Here is a 26,227-nt window from a genome sequence, read left to right as displayed (position 1 = left end):
CTGCGTGACAGTCCTCGTGCAGCCAGGAGAGGCGCCCGTCGTCGTCGAGGAGCCACCCGCGGATCGTGCGGCGGCGCTCGACCCGCCTCCGTCCGGAGACCGCCTGCGCGGGTGGCTCGTCACGATCGTGGTGACGCTCGTCGGCGCCTTCGTCCGGTTCTGGAACCTCGGGTATCCGACGGACAAGGGCACGCCGATCTTCGACGAGAAGCACTATGTGCCGCAGACGGCACAAGTGCTGCGCAACGGCGGTTACGAGGACAACCCCGGCTACGAACTGATCGTCCACCCGCCGCTCGCGAAGCAGCTGATGGCGATCGGCCAGGAGCTCTTCGGCTACGACGGCATCGGCTGGCGGTTCGCGTCCGCGCTCGCGGGGGCGATCACGATCCTGCTGATCGTCCGGATCGCGCGCCGGCTGACCCGGTCGGACCTGCTGGGCGCGCTGGCCGGCGTGCTGCTCATCGCGGACGGCGTCTCGCACGTCCAGTCGCGGATGGGCATGCTCGACATCTTCCTGGCGCTGTTCGTCGTCGCCGCGTTCGGCTGTGTGGTCGTCGACCGCGAACAAGTGCGCGCGCGCCTCGCCGTGGCCGTGCGCGAGGGCTTCATCAACAACTCGGCGTTCGGACCGTGGCTGGGCTTCCGCTGGTGGCGCTTCGGTGCGGGCGTGATGCTCGGTCTGGCGTGCGGCGTCAAGTGGTCGGGTATCTGGTACATCGGCGCGTTCGGCCTGCTGACGGTCATCTGGAGCGCGCTGGCGCGCCGGGAGGCCGGGGTCGAGGAGCCGTGGCTCGGCTCGATCGTGAGGGACGTGCTGCCGTCGCTGGGTGGTCTGGTCGCGATCCCGGTCCTGGTCTACGTCACGACCTGGTTCCCGTGGATGGCCAGCGAGACCGGCATCGACCGGCACGTCGTCGGCGGCAAGGTCAAGGACATCTCGTACATCCCGGACGTCCTGCAGTCGCTTTGGTACAACGCGAAGAACGTCTACAAGTTCCACGTCGAGCTGGTCACCTCGGAGACCAACCGGCACCCGTGGGAGTCGAAGCCGTGGACGTGGCCGATGGGCCTGCGTCCGATGCTCTACTACTACGACAACTCCGTCACGGGCTGCGGCGCGGCGTCGTGCCTCGGCGCGATCATGCTCATCGGCACGCCCGCGATGTGGTGGCTCGCGTTCCCGGTGATCGGCTGGGCGGTATGGCGTTCGATCGGCCGGATGGACTGGCGCTACGCCGGCGTCCTGGTCGCGTACGCGGCGGGCCTGCTGCCGTGGTTCCTCAACCTCGACCGGCAGATGTACTTCTTCTACGTCACACCGATGGCGCCGTTCCTGGTGCTGATGATCGTGCTGGCGCTGGGCGAGATCCTGGGCCGCCGGACCGCGGGCACCGAGCGGCGCGGCACCGGACTGCTGGTCGTGTCGCTGTACGTCGGCATCGTGGTGGCGAACTTCGTGTGGCTGTGGCCGATCCTGAACGGCAATCCGATCACGCCGGAGATGTGGCAACAGCAGCTCTGGCTGCCCAGCTGGCGGTGACCCGGATCTCGCGGGGAAAGCCCACAAGGCCTTCCCCACCAGCGACGATCAGTTAACATCCTCCTGCGAAAAGGGGGATCCAAAGCCGTATGACCACCACCATGCAGTCACGCCCGGAGCAGGACAGACGAGGGCCTGCCACAGGTCGCAGGCCCTCGTCCGCCGACTTCCGGACCGACGTGCAGGCACTGCGGGCGATCGCCGTGCTGGCCGTGGTGGTCAACCACTTCTGGCCCAAGGTGATGACCGGGGGCTACGTCGGCGTCGACGTCTTCTTCGTCATCTCCGGCTACCTGATCACCTCGCACCTCGACCGCGAACTCGTCCGCACCGGCAAGGTGCGGCTCGGCACGTTCTACGCGCGGCGAGTTCGCCGACTGCTGCCCGCGGCGTTCCTGGTGCTGATCGTGAGCATCGTGCTGGCGTGGTTCCTGCTGCCGTACCCGCGGTGGACGACGAACGCGTGGGAGGCCTTCGCGGCCGCGTTCTACTGGGAGAACTGGCTGCTCGCCGCGAAGTCGGTGAACTACTCGGCGCAGACCGAGGCCGCGAGCCTGGTCCAGCACTACTGGTCGCTGTCGGTCGAGGAGCAGTTCTACCTGTTCTGGCCGCTGCTGCTGATCGGCCTGGTCAAGCTCGGCGGCCGGCGGTTCCTCATTCCCGGCATCGCGGTGCTCGGCGTGCTGTCGCTGGCGTTCAGCGTCTACTACACGATCGCGTCGCCGAGCGAGGCGTACTTCATCACCCCGGTGCGGGTGTGGGAGTTCGCGATCGGCGGCGTAGTCGCTCTGACCGCCTCGAAGCTCGTGCTGCCGCGGATCGGCGCCGAGGTGGCCGCGGGCGTCGGCTTCGCGATGATCCTGGTGTCCGCGTTCGTCTACGGCCACACGACGCCGTTCCCCGGATTCCTCGCGCTGGTGCCCACCGTCGGCACCGCCCTGGTGATCATCTCGGGCATGCGCCCTGGTCGTCAGTGGCACACGGTCGTGACGGCCTCCGCGCCCGTGCAGTTCGTGGGCAACATCAGCTACTCGCTCTACCTGTGGCACTGGCCGGTCGTCGTGCTGGCGCCGTTCGCGTTGCGCGGCGCGCTGGACAAGGGCGCGGTCAGCACGCCGTGGCTGTTCTGGCTGCTCGGGGTGTCGTTCGCGCTGGCGTGGCTGACGAAGATGTACGTCGAGGACCGCGCCAGGACCTGGCCACGGCTGAGCCGCAGCACCATCCGCACGTTCGGGGCGATGATCGTCGGCCTCGCGCTCGTCGAGGTGCTCGCCGGCGGGCTGCAGTGGAGCTACCACCGGCAGGCCGCGGAGGCTGAGCAGAGGGCAGCCGCCACGTCGACCGACAAGTGTCATGGCGCCGGCGCCCTGGTCCCCGCCAACAACTGCGCCGCGCCGTTCGGCCCTGCCCACGAGACCATCATGGGTCCGGCGAACGAGTTCTGGCTGTTCCCCCCGGAGTGCAAGTCGCTCGAGAACGAGTACAAGGCGGCTGACCGGAAGACGACGACCGTGTGCGACTACAGCGGCGGCGACGCTTCAGCGCCGAAGGTGTGGCTGGTCGGCGACTCGCACGCCGAACACTGGATCCCCCCGATGCTCGACCTCGCGCGCGAGAAGAAGTGGAAGCTCAACGTCAGCACCCTCGGCGGGTGCCCGTTCGCGGACGTCGCGCTGGTCGGCTACCGCGGCAAGGACACCACGGCTGTGGTCGAGCGTTGCACCAAGTGGACGCCACAGATGACCGACGTGATCGCGGCCGACAAGCCGTCGATGGTGTTCATGTCGTTCTTCTCCCGCAAGGAAGCGGTGGACGACGGTAGCGGCCGCAGCCAGGCCGAGCAGTACCTCCAGGGTCTGGACCCGAAGTGGCGCAAGTGGACCGATGCGGGCGCACGGGTGTTCGTGTTCGCCGACCCGCCGTTGAACGGGGATGTCCGCTCGACCGAATGCGTGCCGGAGAGCCCGCAGACCCCGCAGGACTGCGCCCTCCCGAGGTCCGAGGCCCATCCGACCGATCCGCTGGCCGAGGCCACCAGATCGACGAAGAACCCCGGCGTGAAGTTGATCGACTTCACCAAGTACTTCTGCGACGACAAGCTGTGTTACGCGGTGATCGGGGGCGTCGCCGTCTACTTCGACCGCGACCACCTGAACAAGGAGTACAGCCGGTCGCTGAAGCCGATGATCGCGGAGGCGATCAACTAGCCTTCGCTGATTTCGAGGGCGCGTTCCTTGGTCAGGTCGCCCTCCAGCCTCATGGTGACCTGATCTCGTTGCCAGATCAGGGTTTGGCCGGCGCCGTGCGGTTCTTCGTCGTGCCACGCGCCGTTGCGGTCGATGTAGAAGAACGGGTGCGGGTACGGGATCCAGATCCTGTCGTTGATCTGTTCGACGCCCTCGCTGTGCACGAGCTTGCCGACGGTCGACTGGATGGTGCCGTCGAACTGGTCGAGCCGCAGGTTGCCGTAGTGCAGCGTGACGAACCGTCCTTCGTGGACGGTGATCTTGTCCGGTTCGCCGAGTGCCTGGGGCAGGTGGATCTCGAACGGCATCTGGTTCCTCGCCTCGTCGAGCGAGACCTCCTGGCGGGGCAACGGAGGCGCGACGCTCGTCGGCGGCTCGGTGCGAAACTCGACGCCGGCGAACTCCAGGAGGTTCTGGACGCCCGCGCGCACCGCCGGTGACACCGCGAAGGCGATCGCGAAGGCCGTGATCGCCGCTACCAGTGCGGTGAGCCAACGGTTTCTGCGGCGCGGGGCGTTGATCCGGGTCAGGACCGCGGCGGTGAGGTCCGGCGGGTCCGGCACGTGGATCCGCCGGCCGAGGTCGCGGAGGGCGGCCTCGGTCTGGTCATCGATCATGGGCCACCTCCTCCAGCATCGGGCGCAGCCTGGCCAGCGCGCGGGACAGCCGTGACTTCACGGTTCCCTTGGCCAGGCCGAGGGTCTGCGCGGTCTCGGCCTCGCTCAGGTCCAGCAGGTACCGGCACGTGACGACCTGACGGTCGTGCTCGGAGAGGCTCTGCACGGCCTTCAGGAGCTTGGCGCGGGAGTCGTCGACCAGGGTGCCGGGGTCGTCGTGGTCGACGGTCTCCGTGATGGTGGCGAGCTTGAGTTCCATCAGGTTGCGGCGACGTCGGCCGCGGTGCAGGTTCTTGGTCTCGTTGGCGACGATCTTGAGCAGCCACGGCTTGAAGTCGGCGTCCGCTCTGAACGTGCCGAGCTTCCGGTACGCCTTCACGAACGCCTCCTGCACCACGTCACCGGCGTCCGCACCCGCCCCGAGCAGGTAGGCCGTCCGGTGCGCGAGCGCGGTGTACCGGACGACCAGCTCGCCGTAGGCCGCCTGGTCGCCTGCGATCGCCCGTGCCACCGCTTCGTCCGTGATGCCTTTCCTACACCGGGAACCGAGGGTTGGTTCCCGGTGTAGTCGCGTCATGAGAATTCTCGTCTTGATGTGCGCGTTCCTGCTGATCAGCGCACCTTCCGCCGTTGCGGGCGCTTGGGCGGTGACGTACCTGGACCCGGTCCCGTCGATCCAGCCGTCCGTCACGCACACCGTCGGCTACTGGGTGCTGCAGCACGGCACCCACCCGTACGCCGGGGACGATCTCGGCAAGACCGGGCTGCGGTTCCGCTCAGGTTCCGACGAGCGGGTGTTCGTCGGTGTCCCGCTCGGCCAGCCGGCGCACTACGCCGTGACGTTCAGCCTGCCCGCGGGGTCGTACGAGGTCTTCGGCGTGCAGGGGATGTTCCCGGACCACTCGCTGGGGTCGCTGACGGTGCCGGGCACGTTCCTGATCAAGCCGCCGGATCAGCAGATGGTGCAGGGAAAGATCGAGGGCCCGTGGCAGGAGATCGCGCCGCCCGTTGTGACGCCTGCTGCGGTACCTGAACCGGCGGCAGCGGTGGTGCCTGCCGAACCCGAGTCCGAGCCGGCGCCGGTGTGGCTCGTCGGACTCGTGGTGGTGGGCGCGGCCGGACTGTTCCTGGTGCTGCGCAAGAGGCTGCGGCCGGTGGCGCGAAGGTGAGTGGTGAGGCGATCGGCGGAAACCGCCTCACCACCCTTCGTAGGGCATCCGTGAGATGCCGAAGCTTCCGGGTGAACCACGGCTTAGGTCGTGCAACGGTGAATCACCGTTACGGCCGAGCCAAACGTTCACCCGGATCGCCTACATCGGCATGTGCTTCGTGGGTGGTGGGGTCGGCTTGCTGATGATCCGCGTGACCGGGCCTTCCTTGCTCATGCCCTGCTGGTCGAGGAACTGCGACAGCTGACTGCGCACCTGCGCGAGCGTCGGACGACGGCCCGGTTCCGGGTCCATCGCCGCGAGCAGGAGCCTCGCGTGCGCGCTGTTCTGCGGCAGCTTGGTGATCGGTTCGCCCTGCGCGGCGGCCATCAGCGAGGAGATCGGGTTCTCCCGCGAGCCGCGCGGCGGGTGGCCGGTCAGCGCGTAGGAGACCGTCGCGGCCAGCTGCCAGGAGTCGGACGCCGGGGACGCCGTCTCGCCGCGGGCCGTTTCCGGGGCGAGGAAGTCCGGGGTGCCGACCATCATGCCGGTGGCCGTGAGGGTGCTGTCGCCCTTGGACCGGGCGATGCCGAAGTCGATCAGGTGCGCGGTGCCCTGGCCGTCGACGATCACGTTGGACGGCTTCACGTCGCGATGCAGGACACCCCGGTCGTGCGCCGCGGCCAGCGCGTCGGCCATGTTCAGCCACAGGCGGGCGGCGAGCTTGTCGTCGATCAGGCCGTTCTTCAGCACCGTCTCGGACAGCGAGGCGCCCTCGATGTACTCCATGACCAGGGCCAGGCCGTCCGGGTCCTGGACGATGTCGAACACCCGGACGCAGTTGGGGTGCCGGACCGCGGCGAGCGCGCGGGCCTCGCGGAGCATGCGCGCCTCGGTGTCGTTGTCCGGGGCGTGCGCGAGCTTCACCGCCACCGTGCGGTCGAGCTGCTCGTCGACGGCCAGCCAGACCGTGCCGAAGCCACCGGCACCGAGCTGACGGACGCGGCGGAACCGGCCGTTGCCAGGGTTCCAGACCTTGCCCGACTTCTGCACCGGTGCGGGCGACTCGGCGTTCGCGGCGCCAGGTCCGAACGGCAGCGGGCCCGGTGTGTCGGCGAGAACGGCGGGCTGGGACGGCTGCGGCGGCTTGGGCTGCGGCAGGACCTCGGCGACGCGGGTCGGCGGGTACTGACCGGGAGGCGGCGGCTGGTTGACCGGGCGCATCGGCCGGTTCATCGGCGCCGGCTGGTACTTCGGCACCTGCGCCGGCTGGTACGGCGGCGGGTTCTGCCCGTGCTGGTGCGGCGGCGGCTGGTGCGGCGGTGGCTGGTGCTGGGCCGCCGTGATCGGCTTGGTCGGCGCCTTCTTCTGCGGCACCTGGGGCTGCGGCGTGCGCGCCACCGGCTGCGGTGGCGGCGGGTTCTGCGAGTTCCGGTCCTGGGACCGGTCGCGGCCGGGGCGGTTGAGCATGGCGGTAGTCAACCCGAAAATCCGCACGACGATTGAGCCGATTATCGCAATCGGCAGAAACCCCAGGAGTACGTGACCGACGAGCGTCACGGGCAGTGCCGACGTGGCTGCGAGCAGCACCAGGAACGGCGGCCAGAACACGCGGCGCGGCCAGTTGGGCCCGAGCCGGAACGCCGAACCGGACTGCAGCATCACGAACAGCAGGCACAGCAGCGCCAGCACCACGGTGATGGCGGCGGCGACCAGGAAGACGATGGGCTGCCCTGGCCGCTGGACCACGCTGAGGATCGACGGCGTGCCGTCCACCAGGTAGGAGCCCTGCCGCAACTGGCCGAAGCAGGTGGCGTCGTCGAGCGAGCCGGACCCGGAGATGGTGCGCCTGGACAACCCCTGCACGGTCCCGCGCATGATCAGCCACGGCAGCACCAGACAGCTGGCCACCCCGAGCACGGCGAAGATCGCGCCCGTCACCGCGCCGTAGGAGTTGCCGACGATCCGGCGCACCGCGATGGACAGCAGCGCCCCGACCGTGGGGAACAACCCGAGCACCGCGCCGAGCGCTGTGGTGGTCCACACCCAGTCACCGGGGCAGACACTCGCGCCCACGAAGCCGTGCAGCCACGTGAGCAAGGACTCCGCGAGCCCCACGACCCACACCACCCCTTCCGCGATCACCCCCAGCCTAGGCGTCCCGACAGCCTACGGTGCGTAATTGGTCTGCGGTTGACGCCACAGCAACCTGTTGCATGATCACTGCGTTGTACCTCCGTCTCACCCTCATCGCCCCTGGTCGGAGCGTGATCAGCTCTGCCAGGGTGTAGGTCCATGAGGATCGTTGCCCTGTTGCCCACTACAACGTTCCCGTGCCCGGTCCTGTTGACCGCCACCACCGTTGATGTCGGTCCGCGACAAAGAAGCGTCACGCAAAACGACGCGGTCCGCACAAATGGATGATTTGCCGGCCAACCGTGGACGCGCCGCGTTGCGCGCCGGTAAGAGGCCACGCCCGTTCCACCGCGGCGAGCACCTGATCACCGCGGGCACCCCGAGCGACGAGGTGCTGTTGCTCGAGTCGGGCCTGGTCAAGGTCGTGCTGCCGACCGGCGCGGCCCGCGAGCCCATCACCGGTCTGTACGGCCCAGGCGACCTGCTCGGCGAGATCGGTGTCACCAGCGGCGCCCGTCGCAGCGCACACGTGATCGCTCTCGTCGCGGGAACGGCGTGGCACGTCGCGGGCAGCCACTTCCTGGCGTTGTGCGACGGAGACCCGGACGTCCGCAGGCTGGTCGACGAGACCTGGCGCAAACGACAACGCAACGCCGACGACAACCAGCTGCGGCAGACGCGCACAGGTGCCGCTCGAGTCGCCATGTGCCTGCTGTCCTGGACGCGCGAGTTCGGCACGAAGAGCGAGTGCGGCCTCGAACTGCGCGGCGTGAGCCAGCAGGACCTGGCGCAGGCCGTGGCGATGTCGGTGAAGACCATCGAGCCGTTGCTGCACGAACTGCGCGATCGCGGCCTGCTGCACACCAGCCGCCTCTGCTACCGGCTGCCGGCCCCTGACCTTCTTGGCCATTTCATTGCCAACGCGGATGGCATGAACTGACAACTTCTTGCCCCTGGATTCCGGGAGAGCGCACCCGCCCCAGCCACCAGACTCGCTGTCCCCCGTGAAGATGGAGGCAGCGAGTGAATCCCGTTCCGCAGCACCGCGCGTTGCTCGGCGTCGACGTCATCGGCTCGGCCCAACTGCCCGCCTACCTGATGAACGCCGTCCCGGAAACGATCTCGAAACTGGTCGGCTCCGCGCTGGAGCAGAGCGGAGTCGCACCGGACCACGTCCTCTCCCTCGAGTCGCCGGGCGACGGGGTCCTGATGGTGCTGCCGAGCGCGCAACTCGGCGCGGTCCTGGACGCGGCCGTGCGGCTGGACCAGCTCACCATCGACCACAACCGTTGGAGCAAACCGGAAGTGCGGCTGCGCGTGGCCGTGCACGTCGGCCCGGTGGGCGACGACGGCTTCCACCGCGCCCGCATCACCCACACCCGGCTGCTGGACGCACCGGAGTTCAAGGACCTGCTGAAACGCTGCCGGCACGAGGGCGCGGAGGAGACGGCGACCACCGCGTTGATCGTCTCGTCCGAGGCGCTGGACACGGCGTTCAGCGGCGACCACACGCAGGTGGCGCGGCGCAGCGACTTCGCGTCTCTGCCCGTGTCGCACAAGGAATACCGGCACGACGCGTGGGTCCGCGTGCCGGGCTTCGATCCGCGCAGCCTGGCCGAGTTCGTCGGCACCGCGAGCGCTCCGGAACCCGCGGCCCGAGTCCAGAACGTGGTGCACGGAGCCATGAACGGCGTCCAGGCCGGGAACGTGGGCGGCGACCTGAACTTCCACGGAGGTCGCCGGCGATGAGCGCGGTCCAGGAGAAACCCGCGGAGACGGCACCGCTCTCTCCGGACGAGCCCCGGTACCTGCCCAACGTCGCACACGGCGACATGAGCGGCGTGCAGACCGGAGACGTCAACGGTGATGTCAACTTCTACGGCAACTCGAAGGTCAGGCCGGAAACCGAACTGCGAGCCCGATACGCCTCACCGGAGGAAGTCCAGGACGCGCAGGAGCTCTTCGTGACTCCAGGTGGCTTCGCGTCCGCGCACGCCGCACTTCAGGCGAACAACGTGGTCGTCCTGTGCGGGAAGGGCACCGGCCGAACGCATGCCGCACGTAGGTTGCTCACGCACGAATCCGGCCTCACGACCTTCGTCTACCTGAACCGCGCCCGGCCACTCGATCACCTGCAATCCGACGAGCTGGACGAAGGCACGGCGTACCTGCTGGACCTCAGCGGCACGAACGACCGGCCGATCACGGACTGGGCCTTCGAACACGGCTTGAACGTCATGCGGCAGGCCCGGTGCCTGCTCGTCGTTCTCCTCGACCATCGCGAGCAGACGCCGGTGGCCGCCGCGCGCCACTCGTTCACGCTGGAAGCACCCCCGCCCGTCGAGGTGGCGCAGGCCGCGCTCCGGCGCCGTGAGGACGTGGACGAGGGCATGCTGCAGGTGGTCAAAGTCGATCTCGCAGCGGCTCTGGAAGGTGCTTCTCCGGACAAGGCCGTGTTCGCCGCACGCCTCGCCGTGCGCGTGCACGAGAACAAGATCAAGCTGACCGAGGCCCTCGACGAGCTGCAGGAAGAGGCCACGGACGCCGTCGCACACTGGTTCGACAAGCTCGACGTCCGGGGACACGCCTACTCGTTCGCGGTGGCGTTGCTGGAGAACCACCCGTACGAACACGTGCTGAGCCGTGGCTGGAACCTCGACGAGCGGATTCGTGCGGCGGGACTGCCGATCGACAGGAACCTCCGGCCGCGCGGTCTCCTGGAGCAGCCGAAGACCAAGTTGCTGCACGACATCGCGGCGACCACGGAGATCCGCAAACACCCGACGATCCTCGGCCAGACCGAGGAGACGATCCGGTTCGAACGACAGGACTGGGCCACCGCCGTCTTCACGCACATGTGGCAGCAGTACCCGGCGGCAAGGGAGATCCTCCGCAACTGGATGTGCGACGACACCTCGGAGGAGGCGCGCGACGCGGTCACTCGGGCGATCTACGCGATCGTGACGACCGTTCCCGCGCGTGAGCCTCTTGCGCTCGTGCATCACCTCGCATCCCAACCGGCTGTCGGCCGCCGCACGGTCGCCGTCGCGACGCTGGTGCGTCTGACCGAGAACGCCCGGATGCGAGGTCCCGCCGAACAGGCGATGCACAAGTGGGTGGAGGACGGCTACGCGTATCCGCTGTGGACCGTCGCGAGGGTGTACTCGACCCCGGCACCGCATCGACCGCCGCACGCTGTGCTGGCGATGTTCACCAAGATCGGGAAGTCGAAGAAGTTCACCCCGCAGAACGCCGTTGTCGCAGGCGTGCTGCCACTGCTCCTGGACGAGAGCACCCAGCAGGTGGCACTGGACACCGTTGTGTCGTGGACATCGCCGAAGTACCGCAGGACCGGACTGCCCAGGCTCGCGATCGGGCTCGGCCTGTGGGTGATCGGGTTCCACAAGCAGTCCCACGCCCTGTCCGTCGTGCTCAGCAGTCAGCGTCCGAACGCCGTGCAGATCCTGCTCGATCACGTGCTGGGCGACGACGTGTTCGGCCCGTACGTGCTCGGGTACATGGCTGACAAGGCGAGGTCGGCAACGTGGGACGCCGACGACGCCGACGAGCTCGTGTGGTTCGCCCAGCTGGTCAGCCCGGAGCTCGGCTGGTGGCGACGACGTGCGGCGGTGGGGCGGTTGTGTCGCCGGCATCCGTACCTGCGGTCGGCCATCCGCCGGATCTTCCGGGTCGCCAGACGGGTTCAGCCGTCGTAGATGCCGTGATCCGCCTGCGCCCGCGAGCTGCCTTCCCCCGCCGTCCCGCTCGACTTCGCCGCCGGGTCCACCGACACCGGCAGGTCACCGAGCCCGGCGAGGAACTCCACGGTCCAGAGGTGCCGCGCGGACGGGTTGGCCTCCATGAAGGAGTCGCCGAAGCCGTAGGTGGCGACGCGGGTGTCCTCGGGGCCGTCCATCTCGACGGTGATCTGCGAGCCGAGCAGGCCCTTCTCACCGGGTGCGCAGGCCAGTTCCAGACGGGCGCGGATCCATTGCGGAACGGCCGCGGGGTCTGCTTCGAGTTCGGAGGAGACCGCGGTGCAGGAGGTGCCGTGGGCGCGGGCGACGAAGGCGGCGCGGAAGACGACGAGCTCACCGGCCGTGCAGCCGGTGAGAACGCGTGCTTCGACAGCTGTCTCCGTGCTGGAGACGACGGGGCGGGCGGCCGCGCACCTCGCGGCTGGGGGCGCGGCCGACGCCGCTGCTCCGCCGGAGGTGACGGCCAAGAGTAATAACGCGGCGGCCACGGATCTCATGCGGAAAACCTATTTGCGGCCGCCGCGTTCCTGTTCGAACTTCACCCCACGGATGGGTGAGGGTCGTGCTGGTCGTGCTCCGGCCTCGAGGTCTTCCCCTGAGACGACGGTGACTCTGTCGGGCGAACCGGTCGTTGGGCGCGGCCTGTCGTGAGTCAGGCGACTTCCTCCAGTTCCCTCGGTTCGGCCGCGGCCTGCCTGCGCTTGCGCAGCACGACGACCACACCGACCAGCACCCCGACGGCCAGCACCACCCACATCGCTCCGTTGAAGACGGACTCGATGTACTTCGCCGAGGCGCCCGCGGCCGAACCGATGCCGATGTGCAGCGCCGACCAGCACACCGCGCCCGCGATCGAGGCGGGCAGGAACCGGCGGTACTCCAGTTTCGACGCACCCGCCGACGCCGGTACCAGCGTCCGCACGACGGGCATGAACCGGGCGACGAACACCGCCCACGCCCCGCGCCGCCGCAACAGCTCGCCCGCCTTGTCCCAGTGCTGCTGACCGACCTTGCGGACGATCTTGCTGTCGCGCAACCGATCGCCGAAGCGGCGGCCGAGGTAGTAGCCGATGCTGTCGCCCGCCACCGCGCACACCGAGACCACCAGCCACATGGCGAGGAACCTGGGCACGGTCGTCACCGTCGTCGAGGCCAGCAGGAGAGCGCTTTCGCCCGGCGCCAGAAAACCGACGCCGAGCGTGCACTCCGCCAACGTCAACGCACCCGTCACCGCCAGCACCGCTGGCTGCGGCAGGTTCGCCAGCCCTGCGAGAGCATCAGTCAACAAGGCCATGGGCTCTCCCAGCAGGACGACGAATTGGTTCGACGAAGGAGGGCTGTCATCGAGACAACGCCTACCTGCCAACCAGTTCACCGCAACGGACAGAGCTCGCACATCGGACCCCGGTCGGATCCGGTGTCAGACCTCGGGACTAAGGGAGATCACCGATCGACCCCGAAACGTCAGCCGGGTGACCCCCGTGATCCAGTCAGTCGGCGGTGTTCCCGCGGATGACGTCAGCCGTAGATGGTGGCCTGCTTCGAGGTCTGCCGCACTCCGTTGGGGCCGTTGAGGAAGCGCTCACCCCACGGGGTGAGGTCCGCCGGGTTGAACGAGCGGACCAGGTCGAGGTACTCGACCCCGCCACCGTTGCCGCTCCACGACCAGCCGAGGTAGCCGATGCCGCGCGCCTGGGACTGCGCCATGATCGTGTCCTCGTCCGGGTCGCCGTCGCTGTGCTTGTCGCCGAACTCGCCCACCACCAGCGGCAGCCCTGCCGAGCGGAACGCGTCGAAGTACGCGTTGACCTTCGCCGCCGTGTTGTACACGCCGTACATGTGGACGGAGAACACCGTGTTGCGCTGCGGGTCGGCGTTGAGCACCGAAGCGGCGTTGTTGCGCATGATGTTCAGCCAGTCCTGGCCCCACATCGGCGCGTCCGCCATCAGCAGGTGCTGCAGCCCGGCTCCGCGCAACCGCTTGATCGCGTTCTTCGTCGCGTTCGTCCACGCCGGGCTCACCAGCAGATTGGTGCCGAACGGCTCGTTGCCGAGGTTGATGACAACGTAGTTCTCCTGGCCCTTGAGCACATCGGCAAGGCCGATCCAGTAGCTCGCCGCCTGATCCAGCGTCGCGGCCCCGATCTGATCGCCGTAGCCGGTGGTGTCGTGGGCCTCCAGCACGCAGATCAACCGGTTCTGCTTGCACAGCGAGATGACGTTCGCGACGTCAGCCGCCGAACTCGGTCCCCACCGCTTGCCGGTGCCGAGCACCACGCGAACGGTGTTGGCGCCGAACGACTTGATGTCCGCGAACGCACGTGTCTGGTCCTGGAACCAGACATGCGGATGGTTCACACCCCGCATGACGAAGGCACTTCCGCTCGCCTCGACGACCTGCGAGCCGCTGACCCGCAGGCCGGTGGCGGCCTCGGCGGGTTGCGTGCCGACCAGGATCGACGCCGTCAACGCGAGCACGCTCGCGGCACTCAGCCTTGTGATCACAGCGGCTGATGGAACCGTACGCAGGTCACCTTGACAAGGGTCGCGCATCAACTTCAACACAGCATGGAACCATTGCAGGAGAACGCATTCGACCAAACGGTCCACTTCGGACCGAACTGAGGTCGGCCTGTCAGTGGTCGTGATCGTGGTCGTGCTCGGGCGCGAACGGCTGGTAGATGTAGAACATCGTGACCGGCTCATCGCCCGCGACGGTCTCGTGGTCGACACCCGGCGGCACGAACGCGTAAGAGCCCGCGCCCGCCTCAACGCCACCGATGCTCACCGTGCCGTTGATGACCCACGTGTGCTGCGTCGCCGACGGGTGGTTGTGCCCGACGTCGCGTGCGCCCGGTGCCATCTGGATCAGGCCCACGATCGTGTCACCGTTATGCGATTTCCACAGCAGCTTGTTCTGCAGCCGTTCGTCGCCGTGCAGCGCGAACGACTTCATCTGGGCGAGGACATCAGCGGACAGAACCGTCACTTTGTCCTGCGGGGCGTCGCTCATGGGCACAGCCTTTCGGGAGCCGAACGGGCTTACGGCCGTTATATAGACGACCGGGCCGCCCACATTACGGTGGACGGCCCGTTCAGCTCAGCTGCACTTGTTCTCGCCGTTGAACAGCAGGAACGTCACGAGCTTCCCGTCGGCGAAGTGGAAGCTCAGCACCGAACCCTGCTGGTCGGGCACCGGCGCGTCGTAGGTCTTGTCGTCGCGCTGCGCGAGCGTCGGGTAGGCCGCCTTGACCTGGTCGACCGTCGCCCCCTTGCCCACACCCTTGGCCACGGTGGCGCCCGGCGGCGGCACGATCATCCGGATCTTGTCCCCGGCGAACAACACCCCGCCGTTGGCCTCACGCGCCTCGGCCCGCTTGGCGATGCGCTGCGTGGACTCCGCCGCCAGCTGCGCCGCCTTGGCCCCAACCTCGGCCGACTTGGCGAGCTTCTCCGCGTGGGCGGCGAACTCCGCGGCACCGGCGTTCGCTCCCGGCGCGGGGCCCACTGCGGCCTCTGCCTCGTCCGCGGCCTTCTGCGCGGCCTCGTACTGCTTCTCGGCCTCGTCCTCGGCGGCGAGTTGCGCGGCGTCCAGTGCCGGCGCGCCCTGGTACCGGTAGTCCTCGCACGTGCCGAACTTGCCCGCGCTCGTGGCGGCGAGGTCGCCGGTGGCGAGCGCGTCCTGCTTGGACATGCCGGGCTTCAGCTTTCCCCAGCCCGTGACGTCGAAGTGCTTCTCCTGCGCGGCCTGCTGCTGCCCTCCTGGCGTGCAGCTGACGGCGGCGAGTGCCGCGGCCACGACGAATGCCGCTTTCAATCCCCCATGGTTACTCACGCGCACACGGTATCCGGCTCCTCAGCGGGGACCGAATGCGTTTCACGGAATCTCCATACTCTCTCCACAGGGTCCGCTTCGGACAGTTTGAGGAGGAGCCCCGTGCCGACAGAAGGCCGTTGAGTCACGCGTGAGCAGCGGATATCGGTGACGGCGACACCGCCGCTTCGTGTACAGCCAGGGACTCGCCTGGACGCCGTTGAACTACCCATAAGGAAAGAGGCCGCCCACTCTAAAGTGGACGGTCTCTGACTTGCTGTGGAGCTGAGGGGAATCGAACCCCTGACCTTCTCGATGCGAACGAGACGCGCTACCAACTGTGCTACAGCCCCTTGCGGTGTTACGAGAGAACTATAGCAGGGCCGGAGGGGGTGTTTTCACCACCCCCACTATGCCCCGACAGCACCTCGGTACCGCAGCGACTCCAGTCCCTCTAACTCGACGAAGACCGGGTCCTCGTCGTCGGAATCGACCGGAATGGTGCCTGGTCGCACGTGGTGCTCGTAGCGCGGCAACGGTGGCAGCGCCGGCCTGTCCTCGACCACCTCGACCTCGGTGGTCTCCGCCATCTCGGCGGGCGAACTGGTCGGCTGAGCCGGAACGACCGGAGCTTCCTCGGCCTGCTGCGGCTGCGGGCCCGTCGCACGGCGTCGGCGCACCTGCTGCAGGCGGGCGAGCCGGCGGGCGCGGATCTCCTCCTCGATCCGCACCTGCCTGCGCAGGTAGGTCAGGTAGCCCACGAGCAGCAGGTCGAACGCGGCGTGGCCGTACCAGAGCTTCGTGTAGAACACGCCCGCGACGATTCCCGACGCCACGGCGGCGACCAGCAGGAACGCCACGACTCTGCGGCGGAACGCGTACTTGGCCTGCGCGACCAGGGCCGCGCTCTCCGGGTCGTAGCCACCACGGCCACGCCGGAACGGGCGTTCGACGTACTCCTCCTCGTCGAAGTAGTCGTCGTCGATGTCGTGGATGTCGTCGTACTCGGCGTCGGGCATGGCGTCGTACTCCTCCCCCACGCTGCGCGCACTCTCCTGGCGCTTGCGGGCCATCATGGGGACGAGGACCACCAGCCACGCCACGACCAGCGCAACGATGATCAGCGAACTCGGCATTCCCCGTTCACCTCCCCCGGCCCACGCGTGGTGCTGTCACCACGCTAGTCACAACAGTCACACCTGTGTCGGAGGCTCGCCGAGCGCGGTGCGTACCAAAGTGTGGTGTATCACCCACTTTTGGGTGAAGTGATTAGAACGAACGGACGCGAACGTCAGGGAAGACGGGCCTCTCCGCGTGCGACCAAACGGCGCACTAGGCCATCCGGGACCTCTTCGGACGTGAGCGCGAAGCAGAGGTGGTCGCGCCACTGTCCGGCAACATCCAGATAACGCTTGAAGAGGCCTTCCTCGCGATACCCGGATTTCGTGAGCACCCGGATCGAGGCACCGTTCTCCGGTCGCACGGTCGCTTCGAGCCGGTGCAGACCAGCGTCGCGGAAAGCGTGGTCGGTGAGCAACGCGACGGCGGCCGTTGCGACGCCGCCGCCCGCCCGATCAGCGGCTACCCAGTAGCCGATCCACGCGGACAGCAGCGAGCCGCGCACGATGTTGCCGACGGTGATCTGCCCGGCGACCTCGCCGTCGACCAGGATCATGAACGGCAGCGTGCTGCCGCGCCGGGCCATGGCGCGCAGCGACGACCACTGCGCGGGCCAGGAGAGCGTCGCGTTGCGCTCGTCCCAGCCCTCCTGCGCGGTGGGTTCCCATCGCTCCAGGTAGTCGCGGTCGCGGATGCGCAACCGGGACCACTTGCCGCCGTCGAACAGCCGGGGTCCGCGCAGGGTCACCGTTCCCGCGCGCACCTCGACGGGCCCCAGCCGGACCGGCCAGCCGGGGTGACGTCCCATGTCCGAAAAAGCGTTCATCAACCGTTACCTGAAGTGTGAGCAAGTGTGTTCACGGTCTTCAGGCAGCCGTCGCCTTGTGGTGGCGGCGTTGGCCCACACCGGGATGGTGCGGGTCTTCCCGTGGCGGTACCCGCTGCCCACACGGCGTGGGGCTGACATGGGTTTCCATCGGGCCTGTTTAGCGTCCCGGCGCAACTCGCCGTGGACGTCCTGCCCGGTGCCTCGCCGGCGAGTGCGGCGAGGTTGCGGGCGGCGTTGAGATCGCGATCAAGCGCAAGTCCGCACTCACCGCAATGAAACACTCGGACCCGCAGCGGCAGTTTGGCTTTCACCGCGCCGCAGTTCGAGCAGGTCTTCGAGGACGGATACCAGCGGTCTGCGATGACCAGCCCGACGTCACTCCAGGTTGTCTTGTACTCAACCTGCCGCCGCAACTCGCCCAATCCGACCCCGGAGATGTGCCGAGCCAGACGGCGGTTGCGCATCATTCCGGACACGTGGAGATCTTCCAGCACGATCACGTCGAACGTCCGGACGAGACCTGTGGTGAGTTTGTGCAGCCCGTCACGACGGGCGCTGACAACCCGCGCGTTCAGCTTCGCCACACGCGCCTGGCTTCTGCGCCACCGATTCGAAGGTGTCTGCCCGGTGCGCTTGTCAGGGGCGACGCGCCTTGCGGCTTGGCGGTTCAGGCGGCGTAGCTTGCGTTGTACCCGTTCGAGGTGCTTCGGGTTGGGGATGATCTGCCCAGTGGACAGCACCGCGAGTGACTTCACCCCGAGATCGACACCGACCACCGTGCCACGCCCCACAGGTGCCGGGTCGGTGCGGGTGATCTCCACCGAGAACGAACAGAACCAGCGCCCGGATCGGTACGAGACGGTGACCGAACGGATCCGGGCCGTGCCGCGCTGCACATGACGAGCAAGCTTGCGCGTGGATTCGTGCGTGCGCACCGTGCCGATGCGCGGCAGCTTCACATGCCGCCGATCCGAGTCGGTCAAACCGAAAGCGCCAGTCGTGAACCGGCACGACAATCCAGACCGCTTGCCCTTGAACCTCGGGAATCGAATCTGGGGACCGCGCCGTTCACCAGCACGGGAGGTCCGCCAGTTCGTCAGTGCGTTGGCGAGGTTGGCCAAGCCCGACGAGTACGCCTCCTTGGAGTTCTCACTCCACCACGGCGCAACCTTGTACTTGGCCTGGTTCCAGTCCCTGCGCAGGCTGTAGGCCGACCACGGAAGTGATGCGACGAGCTGATTCTCTGGAAGGTCGTAGGTCCTCTCAGCGGCACGCTGATCCAGGTTCGCCCTGATACGAGCCAGTCCCCAGTTATAGGCGTAGCGCTGCGCGCCACAATGCGACTGCAGGGCCGTGCGTTGCCCCGCAGTCGGATCGAGAGCGAACCGATACGCCAGGATCACTGTGTCCATCTCGCCAGCACGGTAACGCGCGGCACCGACAGTCCGGCTCCGCGCTACCAGTCCGCCACTCACAGGCACCCACACATGTCCACGCTCAATCACGTTCCAGCCGACAGGAGTCAACCCCTCTGCGCGAGGAAGCTGACGAGTACCTCTTCGCCGACCGAGACCTCGGTGACGTCCTCGTCGACCATGATCAGGCAGTTGGCCTCGGCCAGTGACGCGAGCAGGTGCGACCCGGACGTGCCGAGCGGCTGCACCAGGTACTCGCCGTTGTCCGCGTCGCGCAGCAGCTGGCCGCGCAGGAAGCCGCGGCGGCCCTTCGTCGACTGCAGCGGTGACAGCAGCCTGGCCGACACGGCGCGGCGGTACGGGTTCTTCTTGCCGAGCGCAGCCCTGATCAGGGGCCTGACCAGCACTTCGAACACGACGAGCGCGCTCATCGGGTTCGCGGGCAGCAGGAACGTCGGCACGGCGTCCGGGCCGAGGCGGCCGAAGCCCTGCGCCGAGCCGGGATGCATGGCGATGCGGGTGACGTCCATGTCGCCGAGGTCGGCCAGCGCGGCCTTGACCTCGTCGCCGATCGCGCCGCCGACGCCACCGGCGACGATGACGATCTCGGAGAGCAGCAGCCGGCCCTCGACCACCTCACGCAGCCGGCGCGGGTCGGCGGACATGATGCCGACCCGGCTGACCTCGGCCCCCGCGTCCCGTGCGGCGGCGGCCAGCGCGTACGAGTTCACGTCGTAGACCTGGCCCTGACCGGGCGTGCGGTCGACGTCGACGAGCTCCTCACCGAGCGAGATCACCGACACCCGCGGGCGCGGGTGGACGAGCACCTTGTTGCGTCCGACAGCGGCCAGCAGACCGACCTGAGCTGCGCCGATGGACGCGCCGCGGCGAACCGCGACGTCGCCCGTCTGCACGTCCTCGCCGGTGCGGCGGACGAACCCGGCGGACGGCACACTGCGGTTCACCGTGACCTTGGCGTGGTGGCCGTCGGTGTAGCCGAGCGGCACGACGGCGTCGGCGAGCGTGGGCAGCGGCGCACCCGTCGCGACCCGCACCGCCTGGCCTGGCTGGAGCCGGCGCGGCTGCCGGGAGCCGGCCGGGATCTCGCCCACGACCGGCAGCTGGACGGGGTTCACGTTCGCGCCGGACACGTCGACGCTGCGCACCGCGTAGCCGTCCACCGCGGCCTGGTCGAAGCCGGGCAACGCGCGTTCCGCGACGACCTCCTCGGCGCAGAGCAGGCCCTGCGACTCCGAGATCGCCACCCGCACGGGCGCGGGCCGCACCGCGGCCGCGATCACCCGAGCGAGCTGCTCGTCAACTGACCTCATGTCTTGGTCCTCGCGCTCAGGAGTTGTCGAGGCGTTCCCGCAACCACTCGCGCAGATCGGGTCCGTACTCCGGGGTCTTGAGTGCGAAGTCAACCGCAGCGCGCAGGAATCCGGCGGGATTGCCGAGATCGTGTCGCCCGCCGCGGTGCACGACGACGTGCACGGGGTGACCCTCCGCGATCAGCAGCGCGATGGCGTCGGTGAGCTGCAGTTCACCGCCCGCACCAGGGGTGATGCGCTTGAGGGCGTCGAAGATGGCGCGGTCGAGCAGGTACCGGCCGGCGGCGGCGAACGTCGACGGCGCGTCCTCCGGCTTGGGCTTCTCGACCATGCCGACGACCTGCTTGACGTCGTCGCTGCCGGTGTCGCGGACGTCGAACACGCCGTACGCGGAGATCTGCTCGCGCGGGATGTCGAACGCCAGCAGGACGCTGCCGCCCTTCTCCTCGCGGACCTTCGCCATCTTCTTGAGCGCGTCGGTGGGCAGGATGATGTCGTCGGGCAGCAGCACCGCGACGGCCTCGTCCTCGCCGGTCAGGTTGCCCTCGGCGCAGCCGACCGCGTGTCCCAGGCCGAGCGCCTGCTCCTGGATCGCGGTCTCGGCTTTGATCAACCGAGGGGCCCGCCGGATCTTCTCGACCAGGTCGTCCTTGCCCTTGGCGGTCAGCGACTGCTCGAGCTCCTCGTTGGCGTCGAAGTATTCGGCGACCGACGCCTTGGTCGGCGAGGTGACGATGACCAGCTTCTTCGCGCCGGCCTCAGCCGCTTCCCTGGCCACGTACTCGATGGCGGGGGTGTCGACCAGCGGCAGCAGTTCCTTCGGCACGGCTTTGGTCGTGGGGAGGAAACGGGTGCCCAAGCCGGCCGCGGGCACGATAGCGGTGTGGAAGGCGCTGCTCATGGGCTGCGATGCTAACGACATACCGAGGGATACCCACCATGACGTCCGATCTTCGTGACCGGAAGGCCACACTGCGTTCACGGTTGCTGGCCGCGCGGCGTGCGGTTTCAGCCGAGGACCGTGCCGCGGAGGCCGCGGCCCTGGCGGCGCACGTGGCCGCGTTGGACGTTCAACCTGATCAGACTGTGTGCGCGTTCCTGCCGGTCGGATCGGAGCCCGGTGACGCGTCGTGGCTCGACGGCCTGCGCTGCCGGGTGCTGCTGCCGATCGTGACGGGAGACTCGCCGCTCGACTGGGCGGTCCACACCGGACCGGCCGGGCTCGTTCCCGCCGCGTTCCGGCTGCTCGAACCGTCCGGTCCCCGGCTCGGCGCCTCGGCGATCGCTGGAGCCTCGCTGGTGCTGGTGCCCGCGCTGGCGGTGTCGGTGTCGGGGGTGCGGCTGGGCAAGGGACAGGGCCACTACGACCGGTCGTTGCCGCTGGTCAAAGCCCCACTGGTGGCCGTCGTGCGCGATTCGGAGGTCCTCGCCGACGTGCCGGCGGAGCCTCACGACGTGCGGATGAACGGCGTCCTGACCCCCTCGGTCGGCCTGCGGTGGCTGTGACTTTGACCGGGTGTGTTTGCGCTCCGGGAAGGTCCTGAGCGAAAATCGTGTTGGCACTCACAACGCCCGAGTGCCAGATCTAGGAGCGAACCCAGTGCCTACGTACCAGTACGCCTGCACCGCGTGTGAGCACCGGTTCGAGGCTGTGCAGTCGTTCAGCGACGCCTCCCTCACCGAGTGCCCCGAGTGCTCGGGCAAGCTGCGCAAGCTCTTCGGCGCCGTCGGTGTCGTGTTCAAGGGCAGCGGTTTCTACCGCACGGACAGCCGCTCGGGCTCGTCCAAGAGCACGTCGTCCACGACGACGTCCTCCACCGCCTCGGAGACGAAGTCCTCGTCCTCGGACAAGAAGTCGTCCTCCGACTCGAAGCCCGCGAGCAGCGCCCCGGCGGCGGCCGCCAGCTGAAGATCGCGAGTTGTCCACAACTTGCGGCTGAGTCCCCTTTGCCATGCCCCGGCGGTCCTACCGTCGGGGCATGACTCTTTCCGCCACCGCCCTGGACCGCCTCCGCTCCCTGACCCGCCGCCGCCCTTCCGTTGCGTGGCGCAGGTTTCTGGCCCTGGGTCTGGCTTTGCTGGCCGCGTTGACGAGCTTCTGGCCCGACGTGGGCCATCCCGCGGTCGTCGCGTCCCACGACCTGCCGGCCGGAGTACCGCTGTCGGCCGCCGACGTTCGCCTGGTGTCGCTGACCGCGCCGATCTCCGGTTCGTTCCCGGGAGTCGACGCCGTGGTGGGCCGAACCCTGCGCGACGCGGCGCGGGAGGGCGTCCCGCTCACGGACTTCGATCTCGCTGCCACGTCAGAAGATCAGGTCTCGGTGGCCGTGCGAGTGGCTGACCAGGGCCTGGCCGACGTGATGCGGATGGGCGACCGCGTCGACGTGGTGTCGCCATCGGCAGAAGTGCTCGCGGAGAACGCATCCGTGCGTGAGACACGAGGACAAGTCGTAGTGCTCACGTTGCCGAGACTTAATGCGACCCGTGTGGCCGCGATGTCACTGGATCATGCGTTAGCCGTTACCCTCCGCTGATGCTGAAGGGTTTCAAGGACTTCCTGATGCGCGGAAACGTCGTCGACCTGGCCGTGGCCGTGGTCATCGGAACGGCGTTCACCGCGATCGTCACCGCGTTCACCACGAGCCTCATCAAGCCGCTCATCGCTTCGCTCGGCGGCGCCGAGACGAAGGGTTTGGGCTTCTACCTCCGAGAGAACAAGGAGGACACGTACCTGGACTTCAGCAACATCATCAACGCGGCAATCAACTTCGTGATCGTCGCGGCGGTCGTGTACTTCGTACTGGTGCTGCCGATCAAGAAGATCCAGGAGCGCCGCAAGAGGGGCGAGGAGCCGGGCCCGGCCGAGCCCACGGACGTCGAGCTGCTGATCGAGATCCGCGACCTGCTCGCGGCCCAGCAAAACCAGCAGCCGCGCACCCCGACCACCGACGTGCGCGGCCCGAAGATCTGACGCCCGCACCGGCCAGCCGAACCAACAGCGCCGCGCGGCGATGCCACAACACGCACGCCGCGCGGTGCATCCGGGGATCACGCACGAAGTGGCAAGCCCGAACAACGCACGCCACGACGCGCACGCTCGTGGCAATACAGCGAGTAGCGGTTATGCAGCCCGGAGCGCGACCAGCCACCCCAAGGGCGACCACTCACCCGCCGTGATGCGGCGGCCGATTCTCCCGATACCAGGCCTCACGGTCCCCAGCGCCGTCACCAGCAGCCGACCCACGCTCATCCGACGTGGTCTCCGGCAGAACATCACCGAACACCTCAGCCAACCGACGACGACGCTTCACAGCGTCGTCGTCAGCCGGCTGAGACTGCGAATCACTCTTCGTCAAGACCGCTCAACTGCTCGATCACGTAAGGCACCAACGCCGACAGCGTCGCCATGCCGTCGCGGACCGCGGAGCGCGACCCGGCGAGGTTGACGACCAAGGTGCTGCCGGAGACGCCGACGAGACCGCGCGAGATACCCGCGTCCACCGCGCCCGCGGCAAGACCGGAGGCACGGAGTGCCTCGGCGATGCCGTGGATCGGGCGGTCGAGCACGCCCTGCGTTGCGTCGGGGGTGACGTCGCGCGGCGACACGCCTGTGCCGCCGACGGTGACCACGAGGTCGACGCCACCGATCACGGCTGTGTTGAGCGCGGCCCGGATGTCGACCACCTCACCCTCGACCGCGACGGTGCCGTCGACGATGAAGCCGGCTTCTTCGAGCAGTTCGGTGACGAGAGGGCCGGAGTTGTCGTCCTGCTCGCCGTGCGCCACCCGGTCGTCCACGATCACGACCAAAGCGCGGCCAAGGCGCTGCGCGCTGCGTTCCATACCGATCACCGTAGCGGGAGTCTGACTTCGAAGCGGCAGCCAGGACCGTGGTTCTGGACGCCGATCCTCCCGTGGTGCGCGTCGACCAAGCCCCGAGCGATGGAAAGTCCCAGCCCGGCACCGGCGGGATTGCGTGCGGACGAACCGCGGAAGCCCACGTCGAACACCTGTGGCAGCACGTCATCGGGGATGCCGCCGCACGCGTCGGCCACCCGCACCACCGCTTCGCCTCCGTCCACATCGACCTGGACGGCCACGGCGCCGCCCTCCGGTGTGTGTCGAATGGCGTTGGACACAAGGTTGCGCACAACACGCATCAGTTCCGGATCTGAGCCGCGCACGACCGGCCATTCGCGAGCGTCGGCGCGCAACCGCACGCCCTCCCGCGCGGCGACCGGACGGGATGCGGCGACCACGTCGCTCACGACGTCCGCCAGCCGCACGTCGTGGAACGTCAGCTTCAACGCGCCGGCCGTGATCCGCGAGAGCTGGAAGAGGTCGTCCACCAGTTTCGAAAGGTGGTCCGCCTCCAAAGCGATCTGTTTGGCGTAGACGGCGACCTCGCCCGGCTCGGAGACGACGCCGTCCTCCAACGCCTCCGTCATCGCCCGGATACCGGCCAGCGGCGTCCGCAGGTCGTGGCTGATCCACGCGACCAACTGCCGCCGCGCCGCCTCGGCCTCCCGCTCCCACACGCTGCGTCGCGCGATCGCACGGCCCAGCATGATCGAGAACGGCACCGTGACCACGCCGACCACCGCGCACACCGTCAGGGCGGCCGTCAGCATCGGCGTGAACATGAACCCGCCGACCGTGAGCACGCCGCCGATGGTCGCCACCACCGGCACGATCACCATGACGGTCATCGCGGTGGTGAGCGAAACCCGGCTCAGCCGGTCGAAGATGTTCACAGCGAACTTCTGTCGTAGCGGTAGCCCACGCCCCACACGGTGCTGAGCCGCATCGGCTTGGCCGGGTCCTTCTCGATCTTCTCCCGCAACCGTCGCACGTGGACGGTCACGGTCGACTGGTCCCCGAACTGCCAGCCCCACACGCGCTCCAACAGCTCGGCCCGGCCAAAAGCCCGTCCGGCATGAGCGATGAAGAACGCCAGCAGGTCGAACTCACGGGTCGTCAGCTGCAACGGCATGCCGTCCAACGTGGCGGTGTGCGCGGCCACGTCCAGAACGAGATCGCCGTCGCGCACCATCCGCGGCTCGTAAGCACGCGACGCCCGCCGCAGCACCGACGACACCCGCAGGGCCAGCTCGCGGGGGCTGAACGGCTTGGTGACGTAGTCGTCCGCCCCGATCTGCAACCCGGCGATGCGATCCTCCTCCTCGCCCAGCGCCGTCAGCATGACCACCGGCGTGTTGCCGCGCAGCCGGATCCGCCGGCACACCTCGATCCCGTCGATGCCGGGCAGCATCAGGTCCAGCACGACGATGTCCGGCTCCTGCGCGGCCATCAACCGCAGCGCCTGCTCCCCGTCCCCGGCGAGCTCGACCTCGTACCCGGCGTGCTCGAGGTATCGGCGCACCACGTCGCGCACCGTCGTGTCGTCGTCGACGACCAACACCCGTTCCACCACGTCACCAACGCTATGCCAAGAACGCCGGCCCGGCTCGCATCCGTAAGAAAACGAAAAGAGACCGGCTCTGCGCGCGGGGCAGGTGCGCACAGAGCCGGTCTCCCGGGTCGTGACGTCCGGTTCTGGCGGGCGGCGGATGCCAGAACCGGACGCTCCCCCGACCTATCCCACCTCGACGCCGTCGAGGGTGGCTTCCACCGTCCTGTTGTCGGACAGCGTGATCGTGACCTTGTCGCCAGGAGCCTTGGACCGGACCGCGGCCACGAGCGTGTCCGACTCGTCGATGCGCCGGTCACCGAACTTGGAGATGACGTCGCCCGCCTTCAGGCCGGCCTTCTCGGCGGCACCACCGGGCGTGATCTCGGAGATCTTGGCGCCCTGCTCGGTCGACTCGACCTTCACGCCGAGCACGGTCTGCTTGGGCTTGCCGCTCTTCACGATCTCGTCGATCGTGCGGCGCGCCTGGTCCATCGGGATGGCGAACCCGATGCCGACGGAGCCTGCCTGGCCGCCCGACTGGTTCGGGCTGTAGATCGCGGAGTTGATGCCCACGACCTGGCCCTGCATGTTCACCAGCGGGCCGCCGGAGTTGCCGGGGTTGATGGCCGCGCAGGAGCCGGACATCGTCGTGCTGGACCTGATGCTGCCCGGCATCGACGGGATCGAGGTGTGCCGGCGGATCCGGCTGCGCGGCAACACGCCGGTGGTCATGCTGACGGCGCTGGGCGAGGAGGAGGATCGCATCGCCGGGTTGCAGATCGGGGCGGACGACTACGTCACCAAGCCGTTCAGCCCCCGCGAGCTGGCCCTGCGGGGGTCGTCGGTGCTGCGGCGGGC

General features: G+C 68.4%; 28 protein-coding genes and 1 tRNA gene. 11 read left to right on the top strand and 18 right to left on the bottom strand.

All coding sequences use genetic code 11. The features are described 5' to 3' along the window. Positions 1–4: 4 nt before the first annotated feature. A complete protein-coding gene (locus B0F77_RS40460; protein WP_245849305.1) occupies positions 5–1,543 on the top strand; it encodes a dolichyl-phosphate-mannose--protein mannosyltransferase in 1,539 nt (512 codons plus the stop codon). Positions 1,544–1,632: 89 nt separating this feature from the next. After that, the gene (locus B0F77_RS40455; protein ID WP_086668355.1) at positions 1,633–3,750 is read left to right on the top strand and encodes an acyltransferase family protein; all 2,118 of its coding nucleotides are present in this window, start codon (positions 1,633–1,635) and stop codon (positions 3,748–3,750) included. Here B0F77_RS40455 and B0F77_RS40450 read toward each other — a convergent pair. Beyond that, positions 3,747–4,406, bottom strand: a complete 660-nt coding sequence (locus B0F77_RS40450) for a hypothetical protein (protein WP_086668354.1) — start codon at positions 4,404–4,406, stop codon at positions 3,747–3,749. The genes B0F77_RS40455 and B0F77_RS40450 overlap by 4 nt on opposite strands. Then, the gene (locus B0F77_RS40445; RefSeq protein WP_211294277.1) at positions 4,396–4,917 is read right to left on the bottom strand and encodes an RNA polymerase sigma factor; all 522 of its coding nucleotides are present in this window, start codon (positions 4,915–4,917) and stop codon (positions 4,396–4,398) included. Before B0F77_RS40445 ends, B0F77_RS40450 begins: the two co-directional genes overlap by 11 nt. 64 nt (positions 4,918–4,981) lie before the next feature. On the opposite strand from B0F77_RS40445, the gene B0F77_RS40440 reads away from it, so the two are divergent. Next, on the top strand, positions 4,982–5,575 hold the full coding sequence (locus B0F77_RS40440; protein ID WP_143467180.1) for a hypothetical protein: 594 nt from the start codon (positions 4,982–4,984) through the stop codon (positions 5,573–5,575). A gap of 141 nt (positions 5,576–5,716) precedes the next feature. Here the strand turns inward: B0F77_RS40440 and B0F77_RS40435 are convergent, their stop codons facing one another. Next, positions 5,717–7,699 carry a serine/threonine-protein kinase gene (locus B0F77_RS40435; protein WP_245849300.1) on the bottom strand — a complete coding sequence of 661 codons (1,983 nt, stop codon included), beginning with the start codon at positions 7,697–7,699 and terminating at the stop codon, positions 5,717–5,719. Between the two features lie 271 nt (positions 7,700–7,970). Here B0F77_RS40435 and B0F77_RS40430 point away from each other — a divergent pair, with 271 nt between their 5' ends. From B0F77_RS40430 to B0F77_RS40420, 3 genes are all read left to right on the top strand, one after another. After that, positions 7,971–8,630, top strand: coding sequence for a Crp/Fnr family transcriptional regulator (locus tag B0F77_RS40430; protein ID WP_158102961.1), 660 nt, complete (start codon positions 7,971–7,973; stop codon positions 8,628–8,630). 83 nt (positions 8,631–8,713) lie between these two features. Further along, the gene (locus tag B0F77_RS40425) at positions 8,714–9,439 is read left to right on the top strand and encodes a nucleotidyl cyclase domain-containing protein (RefSeq protein ID WP_086668350.1); all 726 of its coding nucleotides are present in this window, start codon (positions 8,714–8,716) and stop codon (positions 9,437–9,439) included. Beyond that, a complete protein-coding gene (locus tag B0F77_RS40420) occupies positions 9,436–11,406 on the top strand; it encodes a hypothetical protein (RefSeq protein WP_086668349.1) in 1,971 nt (656 codons plus the stop codon). Before B0F77_RS40425 ends, B0F77_RS40420 begins: the two co-directional genes overlap by 4 nt. Here the strand turns inward: B0F77_RS40420 and B0F77_RS40415 are convergent. From B0F77_RS40415 to B0F77_RS40365, 11 genes are all read right to left on the bottom strand, one after another. Further along, on the bottom strand, positions 11,394–11,945 hold the full coding sequence (locus B0F77_RS40415) for a hypothetical protein (RefSeq protein WP_143467179.1): 552 nt from the start codon (positions 11,943–11,945) through the stop codon (positions 11,394–11,396). The two genes, B0F77_RS40420 and B0F77_RS40415, sit on opposite strands and share 13 nt — an antisense overlap. A gap of 155 nt (positions 11,946–12,100) precedes the next feature. Further along, a complete protein-coding gene (locus B0F77_RS40410) occupies positions 12,101–12,742 on the bottom strand; it encodes a DedA family protein (RefSeq protein WP_086668347.1) in 642 nt (213 codons plus the stop codon). A gap of 224 nt (positions 12,743–12,966) precedes the next feature. After that, positions 12,967–13,953 (bottom strand): glycoside hydrolase family 5 protein, encoded by a 987-nt coding sequence (locus B0F77_RS40405; protein WP_245849299.1) that lies wholly within the window; start codon positions 13,951–13,953, stop codon positions 12,967–12,969. Positions 13,954–14,083: 130 nt separating this feature from the next. After that, entirely contained in the window at positions 14,084–14,461 is a 378-nt protein-coding gene (locus B0F77_RS40400; RefSeq protein ID WP_086668345.1) for a cupin domain-containing protein, read from the bottom strand. 87 nt (positions 14,462–14,548) lie between these two features. Beyond that, positions 14,549–15,283, bottom strand: a complete 735-nt coding sequence (locus tag B0F77_RS40395; RefSeq protein WP_143467178.1) for a hypothetical protein — start codon at positions 15,281–15,283, stop codon at positions 14,549–14,551. Between the two features lie 259 nt (positions 15,284–15,542). Beyond that, a tRNA-Ala gene (locus B0F77_RS40390) sits at positions 15,543–15,615 on the bottom strand. A gap of 57 nt (positions 15,616–15,672) precedes the next feature. After that, positions 15,673–16,398, bottom strand: a complete 726-nt coding sequence (gene sepX, locus B0F77_RS40385) for a divisome protein SepX/GlpR (RefSeq protein ID WP_086668343.1) — start codon at positions 16,396–16,398, stop codon at positions 15,673–15,675. A 155-nt stretch (positions 16,399–16,553) separates the two neighbouring features. Further along, positions 16,554–17,207, bottom strand: coding sequence for a GNAT family N-acetyltransferase (locus tag B0F77_RS40380; RefSeq protein WP_086668342.1), 654 nt, complete (start codon positions 17,205–17,207; stop codon positions 16,554–16,556). Further along, positions 17,207–18,622, bottom strand: a complete 1,416-nt coding sequence (tnpB, locus tag B0F77_RS40375; RefSeq protein ID WP_211294276.1) for an IS607 family element RNA-guided endonuclease TnpB — start codon at positions 18,620–18,622, stop codon at positions 17,207–17,209. The genes B0F77_RS40380 and tnpB overlap by 1 nt, the downstream gene beginning before the upstream one ends. Before the next feature lie 110 nt (positions 18,623–18,732). Continuing rightward, the gene (glp, locus tag B0F77_RS40370; RefSeq protein ID WP_086668341.1) at positions 18,733–19,956 is read right to left on the bottom strand and encodes a molybdotransferase-like divisome protein Glp; all 1,224 of its coding nucleotides are present in this window, start codon (positions 19,954–19,956) and stop codon (positions 18,733–18,735) included. 16 nt (positions 19,957–19,972) lie between these two features. Beyond that, on the bottom strand, positions 19,973–20,857 hold the full coding sequence (locus B0F77_RS40365; RefSeq protein ID WP_086668340.1) for a UTP--glucose-1-phosphate uridylyltransferase: 885 nt from the start codon (positions 20,855–20,857) through the stop codon (positions 19,973–19,975). A gap of 38 nt (positions 20,858–20,895) precedes the next feature. On the opposite strand from B0F77_RS40365, the gene B0F77_RS40360 reads away from it, so the two are divergent. The 4 genes from B0F77_RS40360 (at position 20,896) to mscL (ending at position 22,927) form a co-directional block, all read left to right on the top strand. Beyond that, a complete protein-coding gene (locus B0F77_RS40360; RefSeq protein ID WP_086668339.1) occupies positions 20,896–21,462 on the top strand; it encodes a 5-formyltetrahydrofolate cyclo-ligase in 567 nt (188 codons plus the stop codon). A 94-nt stretch (positions 21,463–21,556) separates the two neighbouring features. Then, positions 21,557–21,865, top strand: coding sequence for an FmdB family zinc ribbon protein (locus B0F77_RS40355; RefSeq protein WP_086668338.1), 309 nt, complete (start codon positions 21,557–21,559; stop codon positions 21,863–21,865). Between the two features lie 70 nt (positions 21,866–21,935). Next, positions 21,936–22,490 carry an SAF domain-containing protein gene (locus B0F77_RS40350; RefSeq protein ID WP_086668366.1) on the top strand — a complete coding sequence of 185 codons (555 nt, stop codon included), beginning with the start codon at positions 21,936–21,938 and terminating at the stop codon, positions 22,488–22,490. Beyond that, entirely contained in the window at positions 22,490–22,927 is a 438-nt protein-coding gene (gene mscL, locus B0F77_RS40345) for a large-conductance mechanosensitive channel protein MscL (RefSeq protein WP_086668337.1), read from the top strand. The genes B0F77_RS40350 and mscL overlap by 1 nt, the downstream gene beginning before the upstream one ends. Before the next feature lie 371 nt (positions 22,928–23,298). Here the strand turns inward: mscL and B0F77_RS40340 are convergent, their stop codons facing one another. The 4 genes from B0F77_RS40340 to B0F77_RS40325 all read right to left on the bottom strand — a co-directional run bounded on the left by B0F77_RS40340 (position 23,299) and on the right by B0F77_RS40325 (position 26,044). After that, positions 23,299–23,799 carry a MogA/MoaB family molybdenum cofactor biosynthesis protein gene (locus B0F77_RS40340; RefSeq protein ID WP_045311897.1) on the bottom strand — a complete coding sequence of 167 codons (501 nt, stop codon included), beginning with the start codon at positions 23,797–23,799 and terminating at the stop codon, positions 23,299–23,301. A 5-nt stretch (positions 23,800–23,804) separates the two neighbouring features. Further along, positions 23,805–24,665, bottom strand: a complete 861-nt coding sequence (locus tag B0F77_RS40335; RefSeq protein ID WP_086668365.1) for a sensor histidine kinase — start codon at positions 24,663–24,665, stop codon at positions 23,805–23,807. A gap of 41 nt (positions 24,666–24,706) precedes the next feature. Then, complete coding sequence (locus B0F77_RS40330; protein ID WP_245849297.1) at positions 24,707–25,390, bottom strand: response regulator transcription factor; 684 nt, start codon at positions 25,388–25,390, stop codon at positions 24,707–24,709. A gap of 162 nt (positions 25,391–25,552) precedes the next feature. Next, positions 25,553–26,044 carry a S1C family serine protease gene (locus B0F77_RS40325; protein ID WP_425435793.1) on the bottom strand — a complete coding sequence of 164 codons (492 nt, stop codon included), beginning with the start codon at positions 26,042–26,044 and terminating at the stop codon, positions 25,553–25,555. On the opposite strand from B0F77_RS40325, the gene B0F77_RS50235 reads away from it, so the two are divergent. Continuing rightward, the coding region (locus B0F77_RS50235) for a response regulator (protein WP_245849295.1) at positions 25,992–26,227 on the top strand (236 nt) is incomplete at its 3' end. The genes B0F77_RS40325 and B0F77_RS50235 overlap by 53 nt on opposite strands.

The sequence above is a fragment of the Lentzea kentuckyensis genome (genome assembly GCF_002150765.1).
Classification (GTDB): domain Bacteria; phylum Actinomycetota; class Actinomycetes; order Mycobacteriales; family Pseudonocardiaceae; genus Lentzea; species Lentzea kentuckyensis.
Note: the sequence above shows the minus strand (reverse complement) of the source record. Positions and strands in the feature narration are given on the sequence as shown.

Bases quoted from the DNA above. Each gene is read 5' to 3' on its own strand.
- tnpB (WP_211294276.1), bottom strand. From the start codon at position 18,622: ATGGACACAGTGATCCTGGCGTATCGGTTCGCTCTCGATCCGACTGCG.
- B0F77_RS40440 (WP_143467180.1), top strand. From the start codon at position 4,982: ATGAGAATTCTCGTCTTGATGTGCGCGTTCCTGCTGATCAGCGCACCT.
- B0F77_RS40365 (WP_086668340.1), bottom strand. From the start codon at position 20,857: ATGAGCAGCGCCTTCCACACCGCTATCGTGCCCGCGGCCGGCTTGGGC.
- sepX (WP_086668343.1), bottom strand. From the start codon at position 16,398: ATGCCGAGTTCGCTGATCATCGTTGCGCTGGTCGTGGCGTGGCTGGTG.
- B0F77_RS40335 (WP_086668365.1), bottom strand. From the start codon at position 24,665: ATGACCGTCATGGTGATCGTGCCGGTGGTGGCGACCATCGGCGGCGTG.
- B0F77_RS40360 (WP_086668339.1), top strand. From the start codon at position 20,896: ATGACGTCCGATCTTCGTGACCGGAAGGCCACACTGCGTTCACGGTTG.
- B0F77_RS40415 (WP_143467179.1), bottom strand. From the start codon at position 11,945: ATGAGATCCGTGGCCGCCGCGTTATTACTCTTGGCCGTCACCTCCGGC.
- B0F77_RS40420 (WP_086668349.1), top strand. From the start codon at position 9,436: ATGAGCGCGGTCCAGGAGAAACCCGCGGAGACGGCACCGCTCTCTCCG.
- B0F77_RS40350 (WP_086668366.1), top strand. From the start codon at position 21,936: ATGACTCTTTCCGCCACCGCCCTGGACCGCCTCCGCTCCCTGACCCGC.
- B0F77_RS40400 (WP_086668345.1), bottom strand. From the start codon at position 14,461: ATGAGCGACGCCCCGCAGGACAAAGTGACGGTTCTGTCCGCTGATGTC.
- B0F77_RS40410 (WP_086668347.1), bottom strand. From the start codon at position 12,742: ATGGCCTTGTTGACTGATGCTCTCGCAGGGCTGGCGAACCTGCCGCAG.
- B0F77_RS40450 (WP_086668354.1), bottom strand. From the start codon at position 4,406: ATGATCGATGACCAGACCGAGGCCGCCCTCCGCGACCTCGGCCGGCGG.
- B0F77_RS40380 (WP_086668342.1), bottom strand. From the start codon at position 17,207: ATGAACGCTTTTTCGGACATGGGACGTCACCCCGGCTGGCCGGTCCGG.
- glp (WP_086668341.1), bottom strand. From the start codon at position 19,956: ATGAGGTCAGTTGACGAGCAGCTCGCTCGGGTGATCGCGGCCGCGGTG.
- B0F77_RS40325 (WP_425435793.1), bottom strand. From the start codon at position 26,044: ATGCCGGGCAGCATCAGGTCCAGCACGACGATGTCCGGCTCCTGCGCG.
- B0F77_RS40455 (WP_086668355.1), top strand. From the start codon at position 1,633: ATGACCACCACCATGCAGTCACGCCCGGAGCAGGACAGACGAGGGCCT.
- mscL (WP_086668337.1), top strand. From the start codon at position 22,490: ATGCTGAAGGGTTTCAAGGACTTCCTGATGCGCGGAAACGTCGTCGAC.
- B0F77_RS40430 (WP_158102961.1), top strand. From the start codon at position 7,971: ATGGATGATTTGCCGGCCAACCGTGGACGCGCCGCGTTGCGCGCCGGT.
- B0F77_RS40340 (WP_045311897.1), bottom strand. From the start codon at position 23,799: ATGGAACGCAGCGCGCAGCGCCTTGGCCGCGCTTTGGTCGTGATCGTG.